The 25,980-nt window shown below is 73.1% G+C and carries 20 protein-coding genes, 1 tRNA gene and 1 riboswitch; of the genes, 10 read left to right on the top strand and 11 right to left on the bottom strand.

The window, feature by feature from the left end; all coding sequences use genetic code 11:
- Window positions 1-115 precede the first annotated feature (115 nt).
- The 4 genes from ACIRJR_RS35285 to ACIRJR_RS35270 all read right to left on the bottom strand — a co-directional run bounded on the left by ACIRJR_RS35285 (window position 116) and on the right by ACIRJR_RS35270 (window position 2,640).
- The gene (locus tag ACIRJR_RS35285; RefSeq protein WP_403788556.1) at window positions 116-337 is read right to left on the bottom strand and encodes a hypothetical protein; all 222 of its coding nucleotides are present in this window, start codon (window positions 335-337) and stop codon (window positions 116-118) included.
- Between the two features lie 57 nt (window positions 338-394).
- Window positions 395-541, bottom strand: coding sequence for a hypothetical protein (locus ACIRJR_RS35280; RefSeq protein WP_403788554.1), 147 nt, complete (start codon window positions 539-541; stop codon window positions 395-397).
- Window positions 542-753: 212 nt separating this feature from the next.
- Window positions 754-2,139 carry an FAD-binding oxidoreductase gene (locus tag ACIRJR_RS35275; protein WP_403788552.1) on the bottom strand — a complete coding sequence of 462 codons (1,386 nt, stop codon included), beginning with the start codon at window positions 2,137-2,139 and terminating at the stop codon, window positions 754-756.
- Between the two features lie 210 nt (window positions 2,140-2,349).
- Window positions 2,350-2,640 carry a hypothetical protein gene (locus tag ACIRJR_RS35270; RefSeq protein WP_403788550.1) on the bottom strand — a complete coding sequence of 97 codons (291 nt, stop codon included), beginning with the start codon at window positions 2,638-2,640 and terminating at the stop codon, window positions 2,350-2,352.
- A 260-nt stretch (window positions 2,641-2,900) separates the two neighbouring features.
- Here ACIRJR_RS35270 and ACIRJR_RS35265 point away from each other — a divergent pair.
- From ACIRJR_RS35265 to ACIRJR_RS35245, 5 genes are all read left to right on the top strand, one after another.
- Window positions 2,901-2,974, top strand: a tRNA-Met gene (locus ACIRJR_RS35265).
- 115 nt (window positions 2,975-3,089) lie between these two features.
- Complete coding sequence (locus tag ACIRJR_RS35260) at window positions 3,090-3,836, top strand: MerR family transcriptional regulator (protein ID WP_403788548.1); 747 nt, start codon at window positions 3,090-3,092, stop codon at window positions 3,834-3,836.
- A 131-nt stretch (window positions 3,837-3,967) separates the two neighbouring features.
- Complete coding sequence (locus tag ACIRJR_RS35255; RefSeq protein ID WP_403788546.1) at window positions 3,968-5,125, top strand: PP2C family protein-serine/threonine phosphatase; 1,158 nt, start codon at window positions 3,968-3,970, stop codon at window positions 5,123-5,125.
- Between the two features lie 232 nt (window positions 5,126-5,357).
- Window positions 5,358-5,510, top strand: a riboswitch (cyclic di-AMP (ydaO/yuaA leader).
- A gap of 11 nt (window positions 5,511-5,521) precedes the next feature.
- Entirely contained in the window at window positions 5,522-6,562 is a 1,041-nt protein-coding gene (locus ACIRJR_RS35250; protein WP_403788544.1) for a M23 family metallopeptidase, read from the top strand.
- Window positions 6,563-6,773: 211 nt separating this feature from the next.
- On the top strand, window positions 6,774-7,718 hold the full coding sequence (locus ACIRJR_RS35245; RefSeq protein ID WP_403788542.1) for an aldo/keto reductase: 945 nt from the start codon (window positions 6,774-6,776) through the stop codon (window positions 7,716-7,718).
- A gap of 149 nt (window positions 7,719-7,867) precedes the next feature.
- On the opposite strand, the gene ACIRJR_RS35240 is transcribed toward ACIRJR_RS35245, so the two are convergent.
- From ACIRJR_RS35240 to ACIRJR_RS35225, 4 genes are all read right to left on the bottom strand, one after another.
- The gene (locus ACIRJR_RS35240) at window positions 7,868-9,301 is read right to left on the bottom strand and encodes a PrsW family intramembrane metalloprotease (protein WP_403788540.1); all 1,434 of its coding nucleotides are present in this window, start codon (window positions 9,299-9,301) and stop codon (window positions 7,868-7,870) included.
- Window positions 9,302-9,371: 70 nt separating this feature from the next.
- Window positions 9,372-10,301 (bottom strand): tRNA (guanosine(46)-N7)-methyltransferase TrmB, encoded by a 930-nt coding sequence (gene trmB, locus ACIRJR_RS35235; protein ID WP_403788631.1) that lies wholly within the window; start codon window positions 10,299-10,301, stop codon window positions 9,372-9,374.
- Window positions 10,291-11,547, bottom strand: coding sequence for an L-2-hydroxyglutarate oxidase (lhgO, locus tag ACIRJR_RS35230; protein ID WP_403788538.1), 1,257 nt, complete (start codon window positions 11,545-11,547; stop codon window positions 10,291-10,293). The genes trmB and lhgO overlap by 11 nt, the downstream gene beginning before the upstream one ends.
- A gap of 135 nt (window positions 11,548-11,682) precedes the next feature.
- Complete coding sequence (locus ACIRJR_RS35225; protein ID WP_403788536.1) at window positions 11,683-13,209, bottom strand: sporulation protein; 1,527 nt, start codon at window positions 13,207-13,209, stop codon at window positions 11,683-11,685.
- A gap of 942 nt (window positions 13,210-14,151) precedes the next feature.
- Here ACIRJR_RS35225 and ACIRJR_RS35220 point away from each other — a divergent pair.
- Both ACIRJR_RS35220 and ACIRJR_RS35215 read left to right on the top strand, forming a co-directional pair.
- A complete protein-coding gene (locus tag ACIRJR_RS35220) occupies window positions 14,152-16,269 on the top strand; it encodes an asparagine synthase-related protein (protein ID WP_403788534.1) in 2,118 nt (705 codons plus the stop codon).
- 86 nt (window positions 16,270-16,355) lie between these two features.
- Window positions 16,356-16,682, top strand: coding sequence for a hypothetical protein (locus tag ACIRJR_RS35215; RefSeq protein WP_403788532.1), 327 nt, complete (start codon window positions 16,356-16,358; stop codon window positions 16,680-16,682).
- On the opposite strand, the gene ACIRJR_RS35210 is transcribed toward ACIRJR_RS35215, so the two are convergent.
- On the bottom strand, window positions 16,669-18,753 hold the full coding sequence (locus ACIRJR_RS35210) for a sigma-70 family RNA polymerase sigma factor (RefSeq protein ID WP_403788530.1): 2,085 nt from the start codon (window positions 18,751-18,753) through the stop codon (window positions 16,669-16,671). The genes ACIRJR_RS35215 and ACIRJR_RS35210 overlap by 14 nt on opposite strands.
- Before the next feature lie 225 nt (window positions 18,754-18,978).
- Window positions 18,979-19,791, bottom strand: coding sequence for a TetR/AcrR family transcriptional regulator (locus tag ACIRJR_RS35205; RefSeq protein ID WP_403788528.1), 813 nt, complete (start codon window positions 19,789-19,791; stop codon window positions 18,979-18,981).
- 340 nt (window positions 19,792-20,131) lie between these two features.
- Between ACIRJR_RS35205 and ACIRJR_RS35200 the strand changes: the two genes are divergently transcribed.
- Both ACIRJR_RS35200 and ACIRJR_RS35195 read left to right on the top strand, forming a co-directional pair.
- On the top strand, window positions 20,132-21,565 hold the full coding sequence (locus tag ACIRJR_RS35200; RefSeq protein ID WP_403788526.1) for an NAD(P)/FAD-dependent oxidoreductase: 1,434 nt from the start codon (window positions 20,132-20,134) through the stop codon (window positions 21,563-21,565).
- Between the two features lie 324 nt (window positions 21,566-21,889).
- Window positions 21,890-23,557: a SpoIIE family protein phosphatase gene (locus ACIRJR_RS35195; RefSeq protein WP_403788524.1), complete on the top strand. Its 1,668-nt coding sequence runs from the start codon at window positions 21,890-21,892 to the stop codon at window positions 23,555-23,557.
- Window positions 23,558-23,564: 7 nt separating this feature from the next.
- On the opposite strand, the gene ACIRJR_RS35190 is transcribed toward ACIRJR_RS35195, so the two are convergent.
- Entirely contained in the window at window positions 23,565-24,863 is a 1,299-nt protein-coding gene (locus ACIRJR_RS35190) for an MFS transporter (RefSeq protein WP_403788629.1), read from the bottom strand.
- A gap of 142 nt (window positions 24,864-25,005) precedes the next feature.
- Here ACIRJR_RS35190 and ACIRJR_RS35185 point away from each other — a divergent pair, with 142 nt between their 5' ends.
- Window positions 25,006-25,563, top strand: coding sequence for a MarR family winged helix-turn-helix transcriptional regulator (locus tag ACIRJR_RS35185; RefSeq protein WP_103516345.1), 558 nt, complete (start codon window positions 25,006-25,008; stop codon window positions 25,561-25,563).
- The last annotated feature ends 417 nt before the right edge of the window (window positions 25,564-25,980 follow it).

The raw sequence follows: 25,980 nt of genomic DNA, 5'->3' as shown, positions 1-25,980 counted from the left end.
CTCCTGGAGAGCCCGCCCGCTCAGGGCGCAGCTCCGCGTGAGCCACTCCGTACGTCCGCCCCGGGCCGCCTGCCAGGGGCGGACGTGGGGGTGGCAGTCCTCACGGGACACCCCCTCAGTCCAGGCCCTCCTCCCGCAGCTCGTACATCAGGAGGAACGTCCGGTAGGTCTCCGGGGGCACGTCCACGCAGATGTCCGGCCGGGTGGTCCACGTCGACGTGTTGTCGAGTGCTCGCCGGCAGGCCGCCTCGGTCTCGGCCTCGGACGGGATGTTCGAGACGAACGCGGCGATCAGCAGGACCACTGAGAGGACGATCACGCCGAAAGGGATGCGCATGGTCTCCCAACGACCATGTGCCCGGGCGGTCACTCGGATCGGTCACCGCCCGCGCCGTCATTCGGGTTCGTCGGCGAGCGGCGGCAGGTCGGGCTCGATGAACAGGCCCGCGTACTGGGGCGTGGGCAGCGGGTCCGTGGTGCCCGTGTCGATGGCAGTGCTGTCGGAGCGCCGCTGGATCGTGCGGGCAGGCATGTCGGTCATGTCAGGTGTCCCCTGTACGTAGGTGTGTCGAGAGCCCCGTGACCCAGCCGCTGCGGTGAAGAATGCCGGACCGGTCCCGACCGGCAGGGCTACGAGGTGCCGCCACCGGTGCCGCGCCGCTCCGGGGGCGTCCGGATCATCGTGCGGTGCATGTGCAGACTGTAACCCTCCCGGCACGGCTTTCCCCCGGTATTGCGAGTCCGGCGTGACGGTCAGTGCGGCGACGCGGGCTCGATGTTCTGGTTTGCGTGGAAGAGGTTGTGCGGGTCGTAGGCCCGCTTGACCTCGGCGAGCCGGTCGTAATGGCCGCGGTAGGTGCCCCGGACCCGGTCCTGGGACTCGCCCGCGCCGAGGAAGTTAACGTAGGCGCCGCCCATGGAGTACGGGTGCAGCGCCTCCCAGTAGCCGACGGCCCACTCCCGTATCGCCGCCGCGTTGGCGGGGTCGGGGTCGATGCCGCCGATCACACCGGACCAGACGGCGTCGCGGTACGCCCAGGCGGTGTCGTCGGGGCCGACCCGGCCCGCGACCCCGTCGACCGGGTAGAGGTGCATGGTCGACAGGTCGGTGGGCCGGTTCTCCGCGAAGGCCGCGTGCACGTCGACGGCGTCGTCGGTGATCCGGTCGAAGAAGTCCCCGCGCCAGTACCACTGGAGACCGGCCGGGATCAGCTCGTCGAACATGGCCTGGAGGGCGGGGTAGGGCATCTCCGCCGTGAAGTGGAATGCGGGCGGGCCCGGTTCGTTCACCACGGTGAGGGTCTCCCCGAGAGCGGCCGGTGCCGCGGTCGAGGACCAGACGACCCCGCACATCTTCTGCCCGTGGATCTCCTCGGGGAAGGGCGGGGCGGGCGGGACGGACAGCGAGGCGAAGAAGCCGTACAGGTCGTCGGGTGCCTGCGGCAGGAAGTCCCGGTACCAGCGCAGCACGTCGGGGAAGAGCTCCAGCGGCCACACGGTGACACCGGCCCCCACCGTGTCCACGGGGTGCAGCTCGAAGTCGAAGGACGTGACGATGCCGAAGTTTCCGCCACCGCCGCGCAGCGCCCAGAACAGGTCGGGGTTCTCGCTCGGGTTCGTGGCGACGAAGCTGCCGTCCGCGAGGACCACGTCGGCGGAGACCAGATTGTCCACCGTGAGGCCGTACCTGCGGGTGAGGTAGCCGTGGCCGCCGCCGAGCGTGAGCCCGCCGATGCCCGTGGTGGACATGATCCCCGCCGGGGTGGCGAGTCCGAACGCGTGGGTGGCGTGGTCGAAGTCGCCGAGAGTCGCCCCGCCGTCGGCCTGGGCGGTCTGGACCGCCGGGTCGACCCGGACGCCGCGCATGGGCGAGAGGTCGATCGTGACGGCGTCGTCGGCGAGACAGAGGCCGGGGCCGCTGTGCCCGCCGCCGCGGACGGCCACGTCCAGGCCGTTCTCACGGACGAAGTCGACGGCGGCCATGACGTCCGCGGTGTCGTGGCACCTGACCACGGCGGCCGGTTTCTTGTCGATCATGGCGTTGTAGACCGTCCGGGCCTGCCCGTACGCGGGGTCGTCCGGGCCGATGACGGGGCCACGCAGCGCGGTTCGCATCGTTTCGAGGAGGGTGCCGTCCATGGTCGTCTCCTAGCGCGTTGCGCCCGGCCTCCCCTGGGCTCCATCACATCGGGTGAGGCTGCTGGGCCGACGCCGGCACCGGGGATGCCGCGCAGACGGGACCGAACACCGAAAAGCTTGCCCATCCAGCGTCCCGCCGCTCCGGTGACCGCGCAATCGCGGGGCCGTGCCCCCGGCCCCGGTCGCCGGAGCCTTCGGCACGGCGGTGGTTCATCCCTGACGCACGGCCGGGACGTCGCCCTCCGGAGCCGCGGGAACGTCGCCCTCCGGAGCCGCCGGAACGAATCCCGCCGGAGCCGCCGGAACCGGTTCCGCCGGGTTCCCGCGCAGATGCACCATGAGTCCGATGAAGCCGGCGGCGAATCCGCTGAACAGGCCCGATATCCCGTGGTTCAGCGCGTTGGTCGAGGCGCTGTCGGGCACACCGATGACCAGGTAGTTGACGGCGGCGCTGATCACCGAGCCGAACACGGCCCCGGCCAGTCCGCTGACGAGGGACACGCGCAGAGGCGACGGCGCGGCCGGGGACATCGGGGCAGGTCTGTGCGGTGTGGACATGACGGGAGGCCCTCCAGACAGGCGGAACACAAGATCGGGGGGTGCGGCAGCACCCTTGCGCATGTCGTCATACCTGGCAACCTCCCTCTCCACGGCGGGTGTTGGATAGTTCGCGCCGTGGGTGACGAGGGGCCGGCGGTGAGGCGGCGGCGAAAAGTGGTCGAGGCGCCCTCCCGGATGGCGTAGAGTTGCAATCACAACGACGCGGGGTGGAGCAGCTCGGTAGCTCGCTGGGCTCATAACCCAGAGGTCGCAGGTTCAAATCCTGTCCCCGCTACTGAAAGACAGAGGCCCGGATCCTTCCAAGGATCCGGGCCTCTGTCGTATGCCGTCCCGTGGCCGCCGACACCGGGCTTGACCTTGACGCTACGGAAAGACCTAGCGTTTCCGGCATGGAGTGGTCCATCCAGGAAATCGCCAGGCGAGCCGGCACCACGAGCCGGACGCTCCGGCACTACGGAGACATCGGTCTCCTGGCGCCGAGCCGCACAGGAGCCAACGGCTACCGCTACTACGACCAGGGCGCGCTGGTCCGGCTCCAGCGCATCCTGCTGCTGCGGGAGCTCGGTCTCCCGCTGCCCGCGATCAAGGACGTGCTGGAGGGGCAGCGGGACACCTCAGCGGCGCTCCGGACGCATCTGCGCCTGCTGGAGCAGGAGCGGGAGCGCATCGGGCGGCAGATCGCCTCGGTGCGGACCACTCTCCACAGGACCGCGCAAGGGGAGGAACTCATGGCCGGGGAAGTGCTGGACGGCTTCGATCACACGGAGTACGAGCAGGAGGTCACCGAGCGCTGGGGCCGGGAGGCCTACGAGCGGGGCAGCCGGTGGTGGAGCGGGCTGGGCGAGGAGGAACGCGTCCGCTTCCAGGGCGCGCACGAGGCCATCGCCCGGGACTACGGCGAGGCGAGGGCCGCGGGCCTCGAGCCCGGCAGCGAGCAGGTGCAGGACATCGCCCGGCGGCACTGCGCCTGGCTGTCGGTGACCACGGAGATCACGCGCGCGTACGTGACCGGACTCGGGGAGATGTATGTCGCCGATCCCCGCTTCGGGAGGAACTACGATCGCTACGGGGACGGAACTGCCGTCTTCGTACGGGATGCACTGACGATCCACGCGCAGCACCGGCTCTCCGGCTGACCCCCGGAAGGCGGGGCTCCGGCGTTCCTCCCTTCGGCCGATGACGAGCCGCCGCTCGGCGCGGCTCCGGGCGGACCGGGTGCGGCGCGGTACCGTCCGCAGCCGTGGGTGGACCGGGCGGGAGTGCACACGTGGGGAAGCGGGACGGGCGGCGACGGGGCGTTGCCGGGAACTCCCGTTCCCGGCGGCTCGTGCGTGCGCTGCCCGCGCTGATGGTCTGTGTCGGGGTGGCCGTCGACGTCTGGACCCCGGCCGAGGTCAGCGCCGTGCCGCTCTTCGCCGCCGCCTCGCTGATGGCCGCCCCGTTCTTCTCGCTCGCCGGCACCGTCCGCATCGGGGTCGCCACGCTCCTCGTCGTGTTCGCCATCCGGGTCTCGGACGGCGTGCTCTTCAGGGTCGTGCCGGTCACCGACCTGCTCACGCTGCTCACCGTCGTCGCCCTGTCCCTCGTCATCAACCGGGTCGTGCGACGCGGTAACGAGCAGTTGGCCTCGGCCAGGGTCATCGCGGAGACCGCGATGCGCGCGGTGCTCCCGGTGCCGGACCCGCGGATCGGCGGGCTGCAGGTCGCGGCACGGTACGAGGCCGCCCAGGCGGACGAGTTCGTCGGCGGGGACCTCTTCGCGGTCGCGGACACGCCCTACGGGGTGAGGCTGGTGGTGGGGGACGTACGGGGCAAGGGGCTGGACGCGGTGTCGGCCGTGGCCGTCGTGATCGGGGCGTTCCGGGAGGCCGCCGAACAGGAGCTGTCGCTGGAGGGCGTGGTCCAGCGGCTGGAGCGGGCGCTGGCCCGGGAGACCACGCGGCGGGGCGGGCTCGACTCCATGGAGGGGTTCGTCACCGCCGTCCTCGCGGAGATCCCTGCCGGTTCGGACACCCTGCGGGTCATCAACCGCGGCCATCCGGAGCCGATCGTCCTGCACGCCGACGGGGCGCTCGACGTGCTGGCGCCGACGGAGCCCGCCCTGCCGCTCGGGATGGGGCTGGGCGCGTGGCCGGACCGCTCGGACGAGTGGGCGCTGCCCGCCGGTTCGACCTTCCTGGCGTTCACCGACGGCCTCTCCGAGGCACGGGACGAGAAGGGGGTCTTCTACGACCCGGCGGCCCGGCTGCGCGGCCGGCTCTTCCCGGGGCCCGAGGAACTGCTGTCCGCGCTCACCGACGACGTACGCCTGCACACCGGTGGCCGGTCGACGGACGACTTGGCGCTCCTCGCGGTCGGCCGCCCTTCGCGGGGGCAGCAGGAGCGGCGGACGACGGTGAAGATCGTGGGGAGGGACAGTGACTGACCGTGGCGACAGTCGGTAGTCGAAAGACCTCGCTCCGCATAACATTTGACGCAACGTCAGAAAATGGCGGCTGGATGAGGGGCGCTCAACTCGCCCGTTTGGGACCGTTTGACCCCTGAAAGTCCAGGCCAGAGTCGTGAACGATCTGTTGGAACAGCTTGGAATCGGACCCGGGTGTCTATTAACGTTCGATAACGCAGCGCGGTTGTACCCGCCGTCGCAAGAGACGGCACCGTGCGCAGCGCCGAATTCCGCAAGGGAACCGGGGAACCACCTACATGGGGTGAATCGGGCACCTGTGTCCCGCAAGGGACGAAGGGGCCCGTAGGAGACCTTCCTGCTCCGAACCCGTCAGCTAACCCGGTAGGCGAGAAGGAAGGAAAGGAGTGCGCCCACGTGGCGTCCAATCAGCCTGCCCCCGAGGCCCCGTCATCCTTCAGGACCGGAGGCTTCGGTGATGAGGACAGGACATGGGAGGAATGGAACCCCACCGAGGAGTCCATCCGTCCCGTACGCGGCCGGCATCGCGTAGCCAAGCAGCGCGGTCTCGCCCGTAGCTCCACCGTCCTCGGCGTCGGCGTCATCGCGGCCGTCGGCGCGGGTGGCATGGCCACGGCGCAGAGCAAGCCGCCGGTCTCCATCTCTCTTCCCGATTCCATCGCGGACAACCTCCCCGACGCCAAGTCCCTACCCGGCGTGGGTGCCTTCATGTCCGGCGACTCCGACGCCGACCACGAGACGGTCGCCGCGTCGTCCCCGCTCACCACGGCGGGCATCACCGCCGCCGAGGCCGAGCAGGGCGCCACCGACGCGGGCGAGGCGCTGCGCGCCCGCATCCTCCAGCAGGCCGAGCAGCAGCAGGCCGGAGCCGCTGCCGAGGCCAAGGCGGCCGAGGAGAAGGCGGCGGCGGAAGAGGCCGCGGCCCAGGCGGCCAAGCAGCAGAGCGACGCCGAGGCCGAAGCCGCCGCGAAGAAGAAGGCGGCGGAGGAAGCGGCGAAGAAGAAGGCGGAGGCCGAGCGCCTCGCCAAGCTCGCCGCCAGCTACGCCGTCCCGACCTCCTCGTACACGATCACCTCGACCTTCGGGCAGGCCGGTTCGATGTGGTCCTCCGGCCACCACACCGGGCTGGACTTCGCGGCTCCGACCGGCACGCCGGTCAAGGCCGTGCACGGCGGCACGGTGAAGTCGGCGGGCTGGTCCGGCTCGTACGGCTACCGCACGGTCCTGGAGCTCGACGACGGCACGGAGGTCTGGTACTGCCACCAGTCCTCGATGGACGTCACCGCCGGGCAGAAGGTCACCACCGGCGAGACCATCGGCCGCGTCGGTGCCACCGGCAACGTGACCGGCCCCCACCTCCACCTGGAGATCCACACCGCGGACGGCACGGGTATCGACCCGATGAGCTGGCTGCGCGGCAAGGGCCTCTCGATCTGAGGCCAGGCGCCCTGGACGGCGCACCTCGACCCCGGCGGCCCTGACGCACGACCCCCCGACGTCAGGGCCGTCGGTCTGTCCGGAGCCGTCGGCGTCCGGGGGCCGGGGCAGGGGGTGGGCATCCGGGCTGGGGGCGGGTGTCCGGGGCGCGGGCGTGCGGGCGCGGCCCGCGAAACGGAATAGCCGCCTCAGGCGACTGGTTGATCACGATATGACTTCTCTGCGCCCGCTCGGTTCCTCGAGCCTCCAGGTCTTCCCCCTCGCTCTCGGGGGCAACGTCTTCGGCTGGACGGCCGACGAGGACCGGACCTTCGCCGTCCTCGACGCGTACGTGGCGGCCGGCGGCAACTTCATCGACACCGCCGACTCCTACTCCGCCTGGATCCCGGGCAACGAGGGCGGTGAGTCGGAGACCCTCATCGGCAGGTGGCTGGCGGCCCGTTCCCGCCGCGACGATGTCGTCATCGCCACCAAGGTCGGCGCCCACCCGGCGTACAAGGGGCTCTCGCCCACCACGATCAAGGCGGCGGCCGAGGCCTCGCTGCGCAGGCTCGGCACCGATCACATCGACCTCTACTACACGCACTTCGACGACGAGACGGTCCCCGTCGAGGAGATCGTCACCGCCCTCGACCAGCTGGTGAAGGCCGGTACGGTACGGGAGATCGCGGCTTCTAACATCAGCCCCGAGCGGCTCAGGGCGTCCCTCGACTTCTCCGAGCGCGAGGGTCTCGCCCGTTACGTGGCCCTGCAGCCGCACTACAACCTCGTCTCCCGCGACACCTATGAGGGCGCGCTCCAGGACACGGCGGCCGGTGCCGGGCTCGCGGCCGTCCCGTACTTCGCGCTCGCCTCGGGCTTCCTGACCGGCAAGTACCGGCCCGGAGCCTCCGTCGACAGCGCGCGGGCCGAGGGTGCGGGCAAGCACCTGGAGACCGAGCGCGGGCGCAGGGTGCTCGCGGCGCTCGACAGGATCGCCCAGGAGCACGACGCGGAGATCGCCACGGTCGCCCTGGCCTGGCTGGCCTCCCGCCCGACCGTGGCCGCACCGATCGCCTCCGCCCGGACGGTCGAGCAGCTGCCCGCGCTGATGGCGGTGGCCGGCCTCCGGCTGACCGAGGCGCAGCTCGCCGAGCTGACGGAGGCGTCACGCTGAGCCGGCGTAGGAGCCCCGCCGCGCCGGCGGGGCTGCCCGCCGGGCCGGTGGCGGCGGCCCCGTGCCCGCCGGGCCGGTGGCGGCCCCGTGTCCGCCGGACCGGAGGCGGCGGCCCCGCGGACGATCCGTCCTGATCCGGGCGGAAGCCCCTAACGGTCCTCCAGGTACGGGTTGTGGCCGCCGTAGTGCCGGTGCGGCGCGGGGAGGTGTTGCGGGGGCCCGCCACCGTAGGGGGCCTGGCGGGGGAACGGGGGCGGACCGGGAGGCCGGTGGGCCCGCCGGAGCCGGCCCGTCGCATGGGCCGCGTACGTCAGGGCCGGTCCCGCGATCTCCCGGCGGTGCCAGAGGTGGTGCAGCAACTCCTGCTCGCGCAGGGCGAAGTCCGCTCCGGCGCCGTCGTGGCGGGCCTTGCGGCGCAGCATGGCGAGCGAGGTCGCGAAGGACTCGTACTCCGCGACGGCCCGGGCAGCGGCCCGTCCCCGTGCGGGGTCCGGGTGGCTGTTCCAGTGCCTGGCCATGTCGCGGGCCATGCCCCGCGCGCGCATCGAGGCCAGCGCGAGGGGCTCGGCGGGGGTCAGCCAGCCCGCCGCGGCGTAGACCGGCAGCTCGACGGAGAGCGTGCGCAGCTCCCGCTGCCGCGCCCAGACCGCCAGCCACGTCACCAGACCGAAGGACGGCACCATGAAGGCGCCGTACACCGCGTAGAAGCCGTACGGTCCGAAGGACGACGAGCCGTTCCACAGGGCGTGCATGCCGATGGCGATCGTGAGCCCGAGCAGCGGCAGGAGGACCCGGCGCACCCGGTGACGCGCGCCGCCGAGCGCCGCGATGCCGAAGCCGATTCCGGAGAACACCGTGAACAGGGGGTGCGCGAAGGGCGACATCACCACGCGGACGAAGAACGTGCCCACCGTCACGGAGGCGAAGCCGGTGGTCCCGAGCTGCTGGTCCTCGCCGAAGGCGTTGCCCAGGTAGAGGATGTTCTCGGTGAAGGCGAACCCGGTCGCGGTGAAGCCGGCGAGCACGATGCCGTCGACGATTCCGCCGAACTGCCGTCTGCGGAAGAGGAAGATCAGCAGGACCGCGACGGCCTTGGCGCTCTCCTCGACCACCGGGGCGACCACCGTCGCCCCGAGGGTGTCGGCACTCGCCGGATCCGCGGTGGCCGTCGCTATCCACCGCGTCGCGAAGGAGTTGGCGATGATCGCCACGAGCGCGGCGGCGCACGCGCCCCAGGCGAAGGCGAACAGCAGATTCCGCCAGGGGCCCGGCTCGACCCGGTCGAGCCAGCGGAACGCGGCCATCAGCAGCGGCACCGGCAGAACGGCGAGCCCCAGTCCCACCAGGAATCCCTCGGTGCCCGTCTCCTGGCGGACCAGGGCAAGGATCACCAGGCCGCAGAGGGCGAGCACGGTGATCACCGCGCCGACGCGGAACGCCTTGCTGCGCCAGACCATGCCGACGCGGCGGGGCCGGTAACGCCACTGGCCTCGCTCCGGGACGGCGCCCAGGAACTCGTCGAGCTGATGCTCCTCGAGAACCGGGACGGCCGGCTGCTGATGCTGCACGGACCCCTCGGACACCTGACGACCCTAACGAGGGTCACTGACACCTCGCCACGGCGCGGTGCCCCGGCGAGGTATCGGTGGCTGATCAGCGACGGGTGAACAGCACGTCGTGCACGACGTGGCCCTTGTCCAGACCCTGGCCCTCGAAGCGGGTCAGCGGCCGGAACGGGGGACGCGGCGCGAAGCCGCCGTCCTCCCGGGTGTTCTCGAACAGGGGATGCTCCGTCAGGACGTCCAGCATCTGTTCGGCGTACGGCTCCCAGTCCGTCGCGCAGTGGACGACGGCGCCGGGCTTCAGCCGCCGCGCCACCAGATCCAGGAAGTCCGGCTGGATCAGCCGCCGCTTGTGGTGCCGCTTCTTGGGCCAGGGGTCGGGGAAGTACACCCGGAGGCCGTCCAGCGCGGCCGGTTCCAGCATCTCGCGGAGCAGGATGACCGCGTCACCGTTGGCGACGCGGACGTTGGACAGCCCCGCGCGGTCCGCGAGACCCAGCAGGTTGCCCTGGCCGGGGGTGTGTACGTCGACGGCGAGAATCCCCGTGCCCGGGTCGTCCGCCGCCATCTGCGCCGTGGCCTCGCCCATGCCGAAGCCGATCTCCAGGACCACCGGGAGGCCGTCGAAGAGCGTGGGGAGGTCGAGTACACCGAGCCCGTCGATGTCCAGGCCCCACTTGGGCCACAGTCGCTGGAGGGCGTCCTCCTGGCCGACGGTCACCCGGCTGCGGCGGGGCTGGAAGCTGCGGATCCGGCGCTCGTGGTGCGAGCCCGCCGGGTCGGCGGCCGGGCCACCGGGGAAGCGGGGCTCCTGGCGCAGCCGGCGCTGGCGCTCGAAGGACGCGGCGCGGCGCGCGGCCGCGTCGGCGTCCGTCTCCGGTACGGCGCCGGACGCGGTATCCGGGGTGACGGCGTCCGTCTCCGGGGTGGGGCGGGACGCGGTCTCCGGGGTGGGGCCGGACGCGGTCTCCGGGGTGGGGCCGGGCGTCTCTGGGGTGGGGTTCACAGGCTCAGACACAATGACCCGATTCTACGGCGGGCGGTGTCCATCCCGTCGCGCGAGCCCGCAGCAGGGCCCGGCGTGCCACCTCCCTCCCGATGGGCAGCGACGCGGTCGCCGCGGGCGACGGGGCGTTCAGTACATGGACGGTGTGCGGGGCGTCCCTGATCAGGAAGTCGTCCACCAGCGTGCCGTCCCGCAGGACCGCCTGGGCCCTGACCCCGGCCGGTGACGGCCGCAGATCCGCCTCCGTCACCTCCGGCAGGAGCCGCTGGACGGCCCGGGTGAACGCGCGCTTCGACAGGGACCTGTGCACCTCGCCCGCCCCGTACCGCCAGTGCCTCCGGGCGATACGCCAGGAGCCGGGCCAGGCCAGGGTGGCGGCCAGCTCCCGCGGGTGGACGTCCGTGCGGCCGTATCCCTCGCGGGCCAGTGCCGGCACCGCGTTCGGCCCGACGTGGACCGTGCCGTCGACTCCCCGGGTCAGATGGACGCCGAGGAAGGGGAACGCGGGGTCCGGCACCGGATAGACGAGACCACGCACCAGGTCCGGCCGGGCCAGCTCGTAGTACTCCCCGCGGAACGGCACGATGCGCGCCCCCGGGTCGTCGCCCGCGAGCCGCGCCACCCGGTCGCTGTGCAGCCCCGCGCAGTTGACCAGGACACGGGCCCGGACGACCTCGCCGTCGGCCGTGCGGACCGCGACACCCCAGGGGCGCCGGTCGACGGCGACGACCTCCGCGCCGTAGCGGATCCGGCCGCCCGCCGTGCTCACCTCGGCGGCGAAGCGGGCGGCGACCGCCGCGAAGTCGCACACGCCCGTCGTCCCGACCCGGATCGCCGCGAGGCCGCGGACCCGGGGCTCGTACTCCGCGATCTGGGCGGGGCCGAGCTCCCGGACCGGCAGGCCGTGCGCCCGGCCACGCTGTACCAGGGCGTGCAGCCGGGGCAGCTCACCGCTGCCGGTCGCCACGATCAGCTTGCCCGTCACCGCGTGGGCGATCCCGTGCTCCGTACAGAAGTCGACCAGCTCGGCGGCGCCCCGCACCGCGTAGCGCGCCTTCAGCGAGCCCGGCGGGTAGTAGATGCCGCTGTGGATCACTCCGCTGTTGCGCCCGGTCTGGTGGCGGGCCGGTCCCCACTCCTTCTCCAGCACCGTGACCCGGGTGCCGGGTGCGGTGCGCGTGAGCGCGTACGCGGTCGACAGACCGACGATTCCGCCACCGATCACCAGCACATCGCAGTCGTACGCCGCGTGCGTCATCATCACGCCACCTCCCACCCCGATAGTGCACTGACCCACTGACAACGGGCTCAAACCAGGGGTGGCGCGTGCGTGGCGGGACGTTCTGCCCCCGGAACGGGCCATACCGGGGCGTTCCGCGGCCCCTCGTCCGATGACCTAGACGGGGGCGACGAGCAGCGGGCGGGCCCGTTCGCGGAGCTCGGCCACGCGGGGCTCGTCCCCGTAAGGCTCCAGGCGGTGCAGCAGGTCGCGCACGTACTCGGTGGTGCGTGCCGAGGAGATGCGTCCCGCGACCTCCACCGCACGCGTCCCGGCCGCGCAGGCCGCGTCGAGGTTGCCCGATTCCAGCTCCGCCACCGCGGACACGACGAGCCGCAGTCCGTGGGAGCGGACGAACTCGTCGGTGGGCTTCGACAGGGCCTGCTCGGTGAAGCGCCGCACCTGGCGGGGAGCCTTGAGGTCCCGGTAGCACTCGGCGGCGTCGGCCGCGAACCGGTCGTACGAGTAGAACCCGAGCCAGGCCGGGTCCGAGTCACCCGTCCGGGAGCGCTCCAGCCAGCTCTCGGCGGCACGGAGCGCGGCGCCGGCGGCGGGTGCGTCGCCGGCCTTCGCGTGGGCGCGCGCCTCGACCAGCCGGAAGAAGCTCATGGTCCGCGCGGTGGCGAGCCCGCGATTGCGTTCGACCGCCGCCTGCGCGAGGTCCACCCCCTCGTCGGCGAAGCCCCGGTACGTCGCCTGCAGGGACATCGACGCCAGGACGTATCCGCCCAGCGGTACGTCGGCGGCGGCACGGGCCAGGCGCAGCGCCTGGATGTAGTAGCGCTGGGCGGCTTCCTGCTGGCCGGTGTCGAAGGCCATCCACCCGGCGAGCCGCGTCAGCTCGGCGGAGGCGCCGAAGAGCGCCCGTCCGACCTCGTCGCTGTACGAACCCAGGAGGAGCGGGGCGGCGTCCACCCGTAAGCACTCCGGGACCATGGACGAACGCCAGTCGCCGCCGCCGTACTTGGAGTCCCACCGCCGAGCGTCCTGCGCGGCCTCGCGGAGCTTGGTCACATCGCTGTGGCCGACGCGCAGGAGCAGCCCGTCGGCGGGGGCGGCGCCACCGCCGGTGACGGCGCCCGCGGTGTCCGGACCCGGCTGGACGGGCACTCCGCCCCGCGCCCCGGGTGCGCCCTCGGGGCCGAGGATCGCGGCCTGGGCGGCGGCCGGGTCCCGCGCGACCGACGGATCGGCGGGGGTTATGAGCCAGCGGGACGCGGGGGTCGCATAGGCGCTCACCGCGAAGGATCCCGCCAGGGACTGCCAGATCCCACCGCCGCCACGGCGGCCCGCGAGATCCAGCCGGTACAGATCCGTCGCCGACCGCACGGCCTCCCCGATGTCACGGGGGAAGGCGAGACCGACCTCCGGCGCCGGATCGGCGTCGGCGAGCCCGATCTCGTGCAGCGGGACGGGACGGCCGAGTTTGGCCCCTATCGCCGCCGCGATGAGATGGGGCGCGGCGCCCTGCGGCACCATGCCCTTGGCGACCCACCTGGCCACCGACGTCTTGTCGTAACGAAGGGTCAGACCCCTCTGTGCGCCGAGGTCGTTGACCCGTCGCGCGAGCCCGGCGTTGCTGATTCCCGCGAGGGCGAGAACCGTGCCGAGCTTCTCGTTCGGCCCGCGTTGCTCTCTGGACATAGCCACCCCTCGACACACAGACGGCTGCCGCGTCACCGTCGGGCGCGCGGCATTCGTACCGTGTTCTCCCCAGCTACGGTCCCGGGCACTCCGGCCGCACACGCATTTGGCCAGGCCCCGTGGAATATGCCGCCCTGCTGAGAACATCGGTAAACCCAGCGTAGTTCGCCGCATCCCCACCGTTAAGGGGCAGACCTCCGTATGGCGGGAATGTTGTCCGTGCGTCGCCGGGCCCGGACGGCCGTGCTCCTGACGTGTGGCCGTGCGCCCGGCCGTGCGCTCTGGTCCGGCCGGTGCGCAAGCGCTTCGATGGGTCCTGCGTGGGTCGGCCCGCCGAACTGGACTCTGCGGGCTGGGGGAGACCGCCGCCCCAATCCCCGCGGGCGGCGAACCGGTCCGGGAGGTGAAGAACACCTCCCGGACTGTGCGCCGCACGGGCGGGGTCCGGGGGAGACGAACGTGAGGGCCGGCGCACCGGGGGGATGCGCCGGCCCCCACGTCGTCGCACCTCGCGGGGTGCTCCGGGGTGGTCCGGTCGGCGCCCGCGGGCCCGGCCGACCGCAGGTCCGCGCCCCCTGCGCGCATGCCCCTCCGGTGGGCGATCGGGGGCGAAACGCGCGGTTCCGTCGCGAGCGGAGAATGGCCGAATAGTGCCGGTCGGGCCGGGCGCCGCGAGGCCGTCGGGTCATGGCCGGATCGCGTCCGTCCCCGGCGGGCCCGGGGCAGGGGCCGCCTCCTGGCCTCCCGGCGCAACTCCCGGAAGATCCAATTCCGTTGCGGGGGAACCAGCGGCGCCGTGGCCAGGCTCTTGCCAGGGGCGCATGCACTTCCGGTGTGCGCCGCCCGTACCCCCTCCGGGGCGCCGTTGTCGTGGCAGCATGTCCCGCAACGGCGTTCCCGTGTCCTGGTACGCCGGTTCGTCCACAGCCTGTGGAGGCGGCGATGCGTTGGTTGGTGGGGTGGAGCAGTCTCGCCGCGAGCTTCGGCACCGTGGGCGCGGTCGGCCACCACGGGGAGGGGCGCACCGTCCAGCCGGTCGGCTCCCAGCCCCTGTGGGGTGACCCGGATCCGCTCTGGGCCGTGGGCGACTGGCGCCCCGACGAGATCCGCGTCATCACGGTCGCGACCCCCGAGGGAGCCCCCACCACCCGCCTCGCGGTCCTCGGCTGCTGCGGTGCCACCGACGAACAGCTCCGCGTCGGGCTGCTCGCCGCCCGTGGCGGGGCGCTGCGCCACCTCACCGCCTGGCCTGGCAGCTACACGGCCGTCGTGCAGATCGGCCGCCGCACCACCGTCGCCGGCGACCTCGCCGGAGCCCGCCCCGTCTTCCACACGCCCACGCCCTGGGCCAACGGCACCGCGTACGCCACCGCCGCCCTGCCGCTCGCCGACCTCGTCGAGGCGCAGCTGGACATCGGCCACCTCGCCGCCCTGCTGGCCTGCCCCGAGACGCCGGAGGCCCTGGGCGACGGCACGCCGTACGAGGGGGTGAGGCGGGTCCCGCCGGGGCACGCGCTGATCCTCCGGGAGGGCTCGCGCGAGATCACCGGGTACGAGGCGGTGGCCTCGCTCGCCGTGGCGGCCCCCCAGACCGACCCGGTGAGCGCGGTCGAAGGGGTGCGGGACGCCCTGGTCGAGGCGGTACGCGCACGTCTCACGGCACCCCGCCACGCCCCGGAGACCCAGCCGCCCGACCCCGGCCCCGTTCCCGGCATGGGTCCCGCCGAACGCCGCGCGGCCCGGGGCGCGCCCGTCCCCGGCATCGGCTCCGACCTCTCCGGCGGCAGCGCCTCCGCGACCCTCGCCCTGCTGGCCGCGGGGCTGCCCGGCCTGCCGGGCACCGTGCTGGGGCACGGCACGGGGGCGGGCGAGCGCCTCCTGGCCGTCACGTTCAACGACCTGTCCGCCCAGGGCCGTGAGGACGAGCTGGAACGCGCCCGGGCCATCGCGGCCAACCCCCGCCTGCACCACGTCGTCGTCGCGGCGGGCGAGGAGGCCCTGCCCTACGCGTCGTTGGAGAGCGGCCCGCTCACCGACGAGCCCGCGCCCTCCCTCGTCGTCGGCGAACGCCACCGCCGCCGGCTCGCCGCGGGCAGCGCCGACCACTTCGTCGGCCACGGCGCCCGCCAGGTCCTGGACGCGCACCCCGCCCGCCTCGCCGACCTCCTCATGGACCGGCGCCGGCGCCACCTCCTGAGACCCGTCGCCGCGCTCGCCAGGGCCGAAGGGCCCTCCACACACTCGCTGTTCGTCCCGCTGGCCGTCTACCGCGCCGCCCGCCGGCTGGCCCGTACGTCGTACCGCACCGGTCTGGAGACGGCGGCGTCCCTGCTGCCCGAGGCCAACCGGGACGTCCCCGGCCTCGACACCCCGGCCGACGCGTCGCTCGCCTCCCTCGCCTGGTCCCGGCCCGGTCCGGCCGCGCGCTGGCTCACCGGGGAGGCACTCGCGGAAGTATCGGTCCGCCTCCAGGAGGCGGCGGTCCGGCCCGCGTCGGTCCAGCGCCCGGGGGAGGCCCGCGCCCGCGCGGCACTGGCCCGGCACGCGGCCGACCAGCGGATCCTGGAACAGGCGGCGGAGATCCGCAGCCAGCGGCTGCACGCCCCCTTCCTCGACAACCAGGTCGTACGGGCCGCCCGCGCCCTCCCGGAGTCGCTGCGGGTACAGCCGGGGGCCCGGGCCGCGATCCTGCGCCGGGTCCTCTCGGGTGCCGGCATCCACGACCTGCCGCCCGGCTGGGGCACCCCGTCGCAGGCCACCTCGACCGCTGCTGGGCGCATCGGCCTGCGGACCGCCCTCCCGGAACTCATGGCCCTCTTCGACGCCCCGCTGCTCGCCGACGCGGGCCTGGTCGAGGCACGCGTCGTACGCAAGGCGCTGCGTGCGGCGTCCGAGGGCGAGCCCCTGCCCCTGGACGGCCTGGCCGAGCTGGCGTCCACCGAACTCTGGCTCCGGCGCCTGGTCACCCGCCGGGGCACCTGCTGGACCGGCACGGCGGCACCGAGGCAACGGGCGGTCGCGGGTGGTGTGGCCCCCGCCCGACGGACACTGCAGCCGTAGCCGGTCGCGGCGCTCCGACGGTCCCGCGCGGGACACCTCGCCGGGTCCTCCCCGCGCGTCCGGCGTGGCTCGCCGGCACCATCCTCGTGGAGCTCGGCCTGTTCACGACGTCACCCCGCGTTCTCGGGACGTGCGCGCGACGGCTGCTGAACGGACTCCGCCCGGCGGTCGGGGAGACCGACGTGCCGCGGCGCGGGCACGCCCGTGCGCGGAGCCGGGCTCCCCGGCGGTACGAGGGCTCCTGGCGGTACGAGGGCTCCTGGCGGTACGAGGACTCCCGGCGGTACGAGGACTCCCGGCGGTACGAGGAATCCCGGCGGTACGACGAGGAGCGCGCCCAGGGGCGTGACCTGACCCCGGAGGAGACCGTAAGCCTGTTCACGGCGGTGGCCGGGGAGCTCAGGAGCAGCTGATCCGCGAATCCGCCCAGTCGGCGAGCGCGACCCCGCCGAGCGGCCCCGAGGGTTCCACGACGAGCCGGATCGACCGGCTGCCCGCGATCGGGACGCTCACCGGGACCGCCGGCTCGCCGCCCCGCACCACGTCCGACCGCCACAGCCGCGCCCCGTCGCCGTCGTACACGGAGAAGCGCACGGCGCCGAGTCCCAGGGTCAGGTCGTCGACGCCCGCCATCGCCTCGTACCGGGTGCACGGCCGGTTGAGCAGGACGGCGACCGACGAGCGTGAGGGGGCGGTCACGCCGTGGGCGTACGTCGTGGAGGCGATCGACAGGCCGCCGCGCTGCCAGAACACGCCCCTGCTCCCGCCGAGGTGGATCTCGGGCCCGGTGTGGTCACCGGCCACGGAGTACCCGAGTTCGTTCACCTGGTAGACCTCCGGCGCGGGTGGGGGCGGCGGCTCCGGTGAGGGCGTCGGCGTCGGTGCGGGCTCCGGCAGGGTGGGTTCGGGTGCCGGGTCCGGTGCGGGCGGTGCCGGTGCGGGCGGCGGCGTCGCGGCGGGCGTCGGATCGGGGGCGGGCGGTGCCTCGGGCGCGGGGGAGGCGGGAGGGCCGGGCGGCTGCGGGGCCGGCTCCGGCTCCGGGGCCTGCGGGGGAGCGGGCGTGGGGGTGGCGGGCGCCGCGGCAGGCGGCTTGGCGACCGGCTTCGGCTCCGGCGCCGGCCGGTCGTCACCGACCAGTGCCCACACCAGCCCCGCGGCGGCCGCCACGGCCACCGCGGCGGCGATGCCGGCCTTCAGCGGAGCGCCGAGCCCCTCCGCCGCGGCCCCGCCCGCCGTTCCGCCCCCGGAGGACGCGCCTCCCGTGGCCGCGGCGGCGGCTCCGGCACCGGCCGCCCCCGCCGCGCCGCCGGCCACGATGCCGGCCGCCTTGAGTGAGTAGCCCGCGGCGAACCAGCCGATGACGGCGACCGGGAGCAGCGCCGGGATGCCGGCGTTCACCCGGTCCAGCTCACCCGCGGCGATCCGGCACCTCGCGCACTCGTCCAGATGCTTGCGCAGTCCTCGTTCGGCGCGGGTCCGCAGGCCGCCCCGGGCGTGTGCGCCGAGCCGGTCGGCGTACTGCGCGCAGTCCCCGCCGGACGTCAGCGACTGGCTCACATGGGCCTGCAGATAGGCCTGCTTGAGCCCTTCGCGAGCCCGGACCGCCAGGACCGCCGTGGCGTTGGCGGTGAGCCCGAACAGCGGGGCGACCTCGCTCGGCGACTCCTCCTCCACGGTGGTGTGCCACAGGACGGCCTGCCAGCGCTCCGGCAGGCTGCGGAACGCCTGCATGGCCATCGAGCGGTCCGCCTCGTGCATGGCCAGCACATCGGCGCCGAGACCGAGGGTGTCGGCCTCCGACAGTTCCGACGAGTGAGTGGCCTGGGCCGCGAACACCGCGAAGTCCTCGACCAGATGCTCGCGCTTCGCGCTCCTGGTCCAGGCGGCGGCGGCATGCCGGACGGCCGTCATCAGGTAGGCCCGGACGGCTTCCTCCGGCCCCTTCCCGCCCCGCACCGCCTGCAGCGTCCGTGCGAACACCTCGGCCGTCAGGTCGTCGGCGGTGTGGGCGTCCCGGCAGCAGGTACCGGCGTAGCGGCGCACCGCTCCCGAGTGGCGCCGGAACAGCTCCTCGTACGCCTGGTCGTCGCCCGCGCGCATGCCCTGGATCAACTGGGCGTCGGACGGCCCGAGATCGGAGGATCCCGCGCGTCCCTCGCGCTGCAGGGGGACGGCGTACGCGGAGTCGGCCTCCGGGCCGGGACCAGACCGGGCCGCCTCGTCGGCGGGCGCCGACCACGGACCGGGCAGTACGGTGCCACCCCCGGCGGACTCGTCGGCACGGTCCGGGCCCGAGCCGCCCGAAGACCCCCGCCCCGAAGACCCCCGCCCCGAAGACTCCCGCCCCGACGGCGCCCGTCCCGGGGGCGGCGCCTGAGCGGGCATCCGAGAGGCTGAGGGGCCGCCCGGCTCCGTGCTCCTGCCGCCCTCGGCCGCGGCAGCGGTACCGTCGGCCGGTCCTTCCTGCTGCGCGTCACCGCTCATCGCGGAAGCCCCCGTATGCACCCTCGGACCCGAATAACGGGGCCAGGTTGCCACAGAGCCACGCCGCGGCGAACCCCGATCGGCGGCAACCACTCGTCCGGGGTGTCTTCCCCTGCCGAGGGGGCGTGACATCGCCCTTGCCGGGAAGGAGCAACACCCCTCCAGCGGCACCGGAGTCAGGCCGGCGGGAGCGGTCCCGCCGACCGGCGGGACCGCGGGGCGCGGCTACAGAGGACGGGAGCGCAGACCCTCCAGAAGGATGTCCAGCAGCCGGGCCGAAGCGGCGGCCTGATGCGCGGGATCCGGCAGAGCCGGTGCCGCGGTGGCGATGACCAGCAGCACGTCGGCCACCGTCACATCGCCCCGGAGCTCACCCGACTCGCGGGCCCGGTGCACCAGCCTGCCCACGACCTCGAGCAGCTCGGCCGCCCCCGGATCGTCGCCGAGACCCTCCTCGGAGGCGGGGCGGTGGCCGGCCGCGAGGAGACCGGACGCCTCCACGCCCTGCCGCTGGTGCGGCACGCGGGTGTCGCCCTCGGCCGGGCCGGAGCCCGTCCCCGCGGCCTGCTCGTCCGTCTCCGCCCCGACCCGCAGCACCTGCGGCGGCAGCAGCCGTCCCGCGCCCGATGCCACCGAGGTCCGGAGGAAGCGGGAGAGCGCCGACCACGGCTCGTCCTCCTGCCCGAGGGCGGAACGGGCCTGATCGGTCAGCCGCGCCGTCTCCTCCTCGGCTATCCGGCGCACCAGTACGTCCTTGCTCGGGAAACGCCGGTAGACCGTACCGACGCCCACCCGGGCGCGGCGCGCCACGTCCTCCATCGGCGCTCCGTAGCCCAGCTCACCGAACACCTCGCGCGCCGCACGCAGGACGTGTTCGAGGTTGCGCTGTGCGTCCACGCGGAGCGGCGCCGAGCGGGCCGTGCCCCCCGTGGCTCCGGATGCCGCGACCGTCCCGACCGAGCCCACGGGGCTCAGCCGCCCGTGGCCCTCGGCAGAGGAGGCGACAACGCTCGGCCCATGCAGATCCTGAATGTGCATAACTTTCCCCCGGTTATGACGTCTCCCCCCGGAGACTTCCCCGCCGTGTCCGCCGGCGTGTGGACCTTCGTACGATTCCGACACCCCGACGGGGTACGAACATAGTTGAGCCCGGGTCAATTCAGAAGGGGGTAGTTCCGCACGGAGCGCCCCCCGATCGGAGCAAGGACCGGTTGGCCCCCGATTCGACCCCTGCGTGCCCCGCCCCCCGCCACACCTGACCTGCGCGGCTCCGCGATCGCGCGGTGGCCGCGGCCCGCCGGATGATCGAAGAGCTCCGGTCACACAATTTGCCGGGCCTGTGGACAAACACCGGACTCCGTTGCGTCATGGGAAGGTGATGGCACCAGATACCCGGGGGACGCCCCCCGACAGCCGGCCATGTGTGCGCGTTCTCGTCGTCGGCGGCGGCTACGTGGGGATGTACACCGCGCTGCGTCTCCAGCGGAAGCTGCGCCAGAGACTGAAGAGCGGCGAGGCCGAGATCGTGGTGGTCACGCCCGAGCCCTACATGACCTATCAGCCGTTCCTCCCCGAGGCCGCGGCCGGTTCGATCTCGCCCCGGCACGTCGTCGTGCCGCTGCGCCGGGTCCTGAAGCACTGCACGATCGTCATCGGCGAGGCGGAGCGCGTCGACCACGCCAAGCGCACCGCCACGGTCTCGACGCTCGCGACCGGCGAGGACGGCACCGGTGCCGTCGAGATCCCGTACGACGAACTGGTCCTCGCTCCCGGATCCGTGTCGCGCACCCTGCCGGTCCCCGGACTGGCCGACTTCGGCATCGGCTTCAAGACCGTCGAGGAGGCGATCGGCCTCCGCAACCACGTGATCGAGCAGATGGACATCGCCTCCGCCACGAGGGACCCGGACATCCGCGACGCGGCGCTCACGTTCGTCTTCGTCGGCGGCGGATACGCGGGCGTGGAGGCCCTCGCGGAGCTGGAGGACATGGCCCGCTACACCTCGCGGTACTACCACAACATCAAGCCCGCGGACCTGCGGTGGATCCTGGTCGAAGCGACCGGGCGCATCCTGCCGGAGGTCGGCGAGGCGATGGGGAAGTACGCGGTGAGGGAACTGCGGGGCCGCAACATCGACGTGCGCCTCGACACCCGGCTGGACAGCTGCGAGGGACGGGTCGCTGTACTCAGCGACGGCTCGCGCTTCCCGACCCGCACCCTGGTGTGGACCGCGGGCGTGAAGCCCGCGCCGATCCTCGCCGCCACCGACCTCCCCCTCACGGAGCGCGGCCGGATCAGGTGCACCACCACCCTCTCCGTCGACGGCGCCCCGCATGCCTGGGCGGCCGGTGACGCGGCGGCCGTCCCGGACCTCACCTCGTCCGAGCCGGGCGCGGAGACCGCGCCCAACGCCCAGCACGCGGTCCGACAGGCCAAGGTCCTCGCGGACAACGTCCTGGCCACGCTCGCCGGCCGGCCGGCCGAGGACTACCGGCACTCCTACGCCGGATCCGTCGCCTCGCTCGGCCTGCACAAGGGCGTCGCACATGTCTACGGGCGCAAGCTCAAGGGATATCCCGCCTGGCTCATGCACCGCGTCTACCACCTGAGCCGCGTGCCCACGTTCAACCGGAAGGCGCGCGTCCTTGCCGAGTGGACCCTGGCGGGACTCTTCAAACGAGAGATCGTCTCCCTCGGCTCGCTCGAACACCCACGTGCCGAATTCGCTCTCGCCGCCCGCGGACACGCACATCCCGGACCTCCCGAAGACACACCGCCGAAGGGCGAGAGGCCGCCGGGCACGACCGGCTGAGCACCAGGTCACCCCGCATGGCCGTCCCCCGGGGACGGCTGCGGTTCAGCGGTCGGACCGACTGCCGTACCGCAACTGTCAGTACGGTCGGTCACACTGGGCGTGTGACCATAGGTGGGCTCACACCTGCACAGAGTTACCCGGCAGGCAGTCACCTAAAGTGACCGGCAGCGACGACCAACAGCATGAAGCGGCCCGGCTGCGCGTTCCCGGAAGCCCGGCCCCGGCGCCCGACCCGGCACGAGCCGGCAGGGCACCGGTCGCAGCACCAGCAGAAGAAGCTCGCCCGAGCGGACCAGACCGACACACGAGGCCAGAAATTCCGTGAACTTCACGCGCTGGAGCGCCCGCCTTCCCGGAACGCAGCGTCGAGCCGCCGCGCGGGACGACCACAGTTCCGTACCCGCCGCCCGAGCGGAGTCCGCACGGCCGATGACCGAGGTGACGCCGCCGGGCGGGTCGACGGACGCCGCAGCCCCGGCCGGATCCTCCCTGGAGGCCCTCCCGGCCCGCGAGCTCCTCGGCCGGCTTCCCGCCCCCGTCGCGCTGCTGCACGGCCCGGAGCACCGCATCACCTACGTCAACGCCGCCTACACCGCGGCGTTCGGTGACCGCCCCCACGGCACCCCCGCGGCCGAAGCCATGCCCGAGCTCGACGAGCTCAGCCTGCTGCCCCTCATGGACCAGGTCCTGCGCAGCGGCACACCCCGTACGGTCAAGTCCCGCAAGGTCAGGGCCGGCAGCTCCTACACGGTGACGTGCACCCCGGTGGCGGTCGGCGGCCGGGACGGCGCGGAAGGTGAAGCGGGCGTCCTCGTCTACGCCACCGACGTCACCGACCACGCCGAGGCGGCGGAGCGGCTCCGCGCCAGCGAACGCCGCCACCGCGAGACCGCCGTCACCCTCCAGAGGTCCCTGCTCCCGCAGGACCTCGAACAACCGGACGACCTGCGGATCGCCGCCACCTATCAGCCGGGCGGCACGGACGCGGCGGTCGGCGGCGACTGGTACGACGTGATCACCCTGGGCGCCGGGCGCACCGCGCTCGTCATCGGCGACGTGATGGGACGCGGCGTGCGCGCCGCCGCCGTCATGGGCCAGCTGCGCACCGCGGTCCGCGCCTACGCCCGCCTCGACCTCCCGCCGCACGAGGTGCTCCAGCTCCTCGACGTGCTCGCCGCCGAGATCGACGCCAGCCAGATCGCCACCTGCGTCTACGCCGTGCACGACCCCAACGAGGGTCACCTCGTCTACGCCTCCGCCGGCCACCTCCCGATCCTGGTGTGCGACGAGGACGGCACGGTGCACCGTGCGGAGGACCCGACCGGACCGCCGCTCGGGACGGGCGGCTGGGTCCACACGTCCGGGACGATCGCCCTGCCTCCCGGCTCCACGGCCGTGCTCTACACGGACGGCCTGGTCGAGCGGCGCAGCGAGGACATCGACGAAGGCATCGCCTCCCTGGGGCGGGCCCTCTCCGGCGCCAAGGGATCGCCCCAGGTGGTCTGCGACCGGCTCATCCGCTCCCTGGGAGTCACCGCGGAGCACGACGACGACGTCGCGGTCCTCGTGGTCCAGCACCCCGCGCGTACGGGACCGAGCGCGGAGCTCTTCCACAACGCCTCGCTCGACCTGCTCGGCGGCGTCGAGGCGGCACCCAGGGCCCGCGCCTTCGCCACGGGTGTCCTGGCGTCCTGGCGCTTTCCCATGGAGCTCTGCGACCTGGGCGTCCTCGCCGCGAGCGAGTTGGTGGCGAACTCCCTCCAGCACGGCACCCCGCCCATGCGCCTCGGCCTGCGCCGGACCGACCGCCGGCTGATCATCGAGGTCACGGACGGGGACGACCACCTGCCGCGCCGCCGCCGCGCCGAGCCCGCCGACGAGGCGGGACGCGGCATCTCCATCGTCGCGACCATCGCCTCGTCCTGGGGCAGCCGACGCACTCCCGGCGGCGGCAAGTCGGTGTGGTGCGAATTCGCGCTTCCCGGCTGAGCCCGCCTCAGCGCACGCCGGTGGGGGAGGCGACCGAGCCGCTCTCCGGCAGCGACACGGCGACCACCCGGGACGGAACCGTCGCCAGGGACGGCTTGTCCTGCACCGGAGTGAGCCGGCGGCCCAGCTTGAGCGCCAGCACGGTGATGCCGAGCGAGAAGAGCACGAAGGTCACGATGTACGGACCGGGCAGCGCCGCGCCCATGGGCCCCCCGACGGCAGGACCGACGGCCAGGGCCAGTTGCTTCACCAGGGCGAACGCGGAGTTGTACTGACCGACCATGGCCTCCGGGGCCAGATCGGCGACGAGCGGTGCCACCGTCGGCGACAGCATCGCCTCGCCGAGTCCGAACAGGGCGTACGTCGAGATCATCGCGGCCGTTGCCATGGTCTGGCTGCCGTGCCCGAGACCCGCGTAGCCCGCCACGATCCAGGCGAAGGCCCAGATCAGGCCGACCCAGGCGATGACCCGGCTGCGCCGTCGGCGCTCCACGAGCCGGAGCACGACGAACTGCGCCACGACGATGACGGCCGTGTTGGCGGCGAGCGCGATACCCAGGGTCGAGGGGTCGATCCCCGCGGCCTCCGTGCCGTAGGCGGCGAGACCCGACTCGAACTGGCCGTAGCAGGCGAAGAAGATCACGAACCCCAGCACGCACAGCTGCACCATGGCCCGGTGCGAGAGCAGCACCCGCAGACCGGCCTTGGACTCCGAGCCGTCGGCGGGCACCGCCTCCGCGAGGGAAGCGGCCCGGGGCATGCGCACCGTGGCCGCGACCACGCCGAGCACCAGGAACATCGCCGCCTCGATGAGGAACAGCAGGGTGAAGCTCGACGGACGGCCGACGTCCACCAGCTGCCCGCCGACCAGACCACCGATGCCGAGACCGAGGTTCTGCAGGAAGAACTGCATGGCGAAGGCGCGGGTGCGTGTCGCCGCACTGGAGCACCACACCAGCATCGTCGCGAGCGCCGGCTGCATGACGGCGGTGCCCGCGCCTAGGACCGCGGCGGACAGCACGGTGGACGTGACGCCGCCGGACACACCCAGGGCGCAGGCGCCCACGGCCGCCGTGGCCGCGGCCACGATCAGCACCGGCAGGGGCCCGCGCCGGTCGATGGCCCGGCCGGTGAACGGCAGCACGGCCAGCGCCGCCATGGCGAAGACAGCCAGCACGACACCTGCCGTACCGGCACCGAGATCCCGCACCTGCGCCACGTAGACGTACAGATACGGGACGGTGAATCCGAGGCCGAACGCGCTCAGCGCACTCCCCAGCTGGATCCGCCGCAGCGCTGCGCCCATCTCCCTGGTCACACTCACCTACCTCAAGACATGAAGAACTTCGAAGACAACCGACCCAGAGACTTTAGCACTAAAGTTAGAAGCTGAAGTCTTCATACTGAAGGACTTCGAAGGTGATGGAGAGCGTGCGATACTGCCCGCCATGTCTGACACCACCGAGCAGCCCGAGCTCCAGGAGCCGAGCCTCGACGAGCAGATCGCGGCTTACCAGCGCGAGTTCCGGGACCTCGACCCCCAGGTCGAGCAGGTCGTCTCCGCGCTGGGGCGGCTGAACCGCCGGATGAACGTCGCCTACGGCAGACAGGTCGCGGCCCTGGGCATCAGCAACGCCGAATGGGAGGTCCTCAAGACCCTGGTCCTGGCCGGCACCCCGTACCGGCTGGGCCCGGGCGAGCTCGCGAAGCGCCTCGGGCTCACTCCCGCGGCGATGACCCACCGCATCGACCGCATGGCGGGCGAGGGCCTGGTAACCAGGGACCGGGACGAGAACAACCGGGTGCGCGTCATCGTCGAGCTGACGGACGAGGGTCGCACGAAGTGGCTCGAGGCGATGCGGATGGCCAGCACCTTCGAGGAGGACCTTCTCCAGGACCTCTCGGGGGACGAGCGGGGAGCGCTGGGCGAGATCCTCATCCGGCTCCTGCGCCGCGTGGAGCACGAGCAGCCGGACGCCGGCGGCCGGCTCACGGACCTGGACTGACGGACCGGACGTGGGCGCGCGGGGAGGGGTTGACACGCCTCCCGCGCATCCGTAAGGTTCTTCGAGTTGTCCCGGAGCCACCACGGTCCGGCGGCAGCCGATCCCGCCGCGAATGCGGCAACCAAACTGAGCACGATCTCCCGCCGGGGAGAATTTCGGCATGCCGGAATTCAATTCGAAGGCTCGATTATGAGCCGCCGGGAAAATCCGCTAGAGTTTGAGCGTCGGAACGGCCCAAGGGCCGGGAAGACAAGCCCCACTGACTGGGAATCAGGCCCGAAAGGATCTGATAGAGTCGGACTCGCCGGAAAGGGAAGCGCGGAAGCGAAGAACTGGAAAGCGAAACCCGCTTCGACCGGGAATCGGACACGAAAGAGTCTGATAGAGTCGGAAACGCAAGAACAGAAGGGAAGCGCC

The organism is Streptomyces sp. NPDC102402, assembly GCF_044765765.1.
GTDB lineage: Bacteria > Actinomycetota > Actinomycetes > Streptomycetales > Streptomycetaceae > Streptomyces.
This window is presented reverse-complemented; position numbering and strand designations above follow the sequence as displayed.

Bases quoted from the DNA above. Each gene is read 5' to 3' on its own strand.
- ACIRJR_RS35225 (WP_403788536.1), bottom strand. From the start codon at position 13,209: ATGTCCAGAGAGCAACGCGGGCCGAACGAGAAGCTCGGCACGGTTCTC.
- ACIRJR_RS35280 (WP_403788554.1), bottom strand. From the start codon at position 541: ATGACCGACATGCCTGCCCGCACGATCCAGCGGCGCTCCGACAGCACT.
- ACIRJR_RS35210 (WP_403788530.1), bottom strand. From the start codon at position 18,753: ATGAGCGGTGACGCGCAGCAGGAAGGACCGGCCGACGGTACCGCTGCC.
- ACIRJR_RS35205 (WP_403788528.1), bottom strand. From the start codon at position 19,791: ATGCACATTCAGGATCTGCATGGGCCGAGCGTTGTCGCCTCCTCTGCC.
- ACIRJR_RS35220 (WP_403788534.1), top strand. From the start codon at position 14,152: ATGCGTTGGTTGGTGGGGTGGAGCAGTCTCGCCGCGAGCTTCGGCACC.
- ACIRJR_RS35185 (WP_103516345.1), top strand. From the start codon at position 25,006: ATGTCTGACACCACCGAGCAGCCCGAGCTCCAGGAGCCGAGCCTCGAC.
- ACIRJR_RS35285 (WP_403788556.1), bottom strand. From the start codon at position 337: ATGCGCATCCCTTTCGGCGTGATCGTCCTCTCAGTGGTCCTGCTGATC.
- lhgO (WP_403788538.1), bottom strand. From the start codon at position 11,547: ATGATGACGCACGCGGCGTACGACTGCGATGTGCTGGTGATCGGTGGC.
- ACIRJR_RS35190 (WP_403788629.1), bottom strand. From the start codon at position 24,863: ATGGGCGCAGCGCTGCGGCGGATCCAGCTGGGGAGTGCGCTGAGCGCG.
- ACIRJR_RS35260 (WP_403788548.1), top strand. From the start codon at position 3,090: ATGGAGTGGTCCATCCAGGAAATCGCCAGGCGAGCCGGCACCACGAGC.
- ACIRJR_RS35200 (WP_403788526.1), top strand. From the start codon at position 20,132: ATGGCACCAGATACCCGGGGGACGCCCCCCGACAGCCGGCCATGTGTG.
- ACIRJR_RS35245 (WP_403788542.1), top strand. From the start codon at position 6,774: ATGACTTCTCTGCGCCCGCTCGGTTCCTCGAGCCTCCAGGTCTTCCCC.
- ACIRJR_RS35275 (WP_403788552.1), bottom strand. From the start codon at position 2,139: ATGGACGGCACCCTCCTCGAAACGATGCGAACCGCGCTGCGTGGCCCC.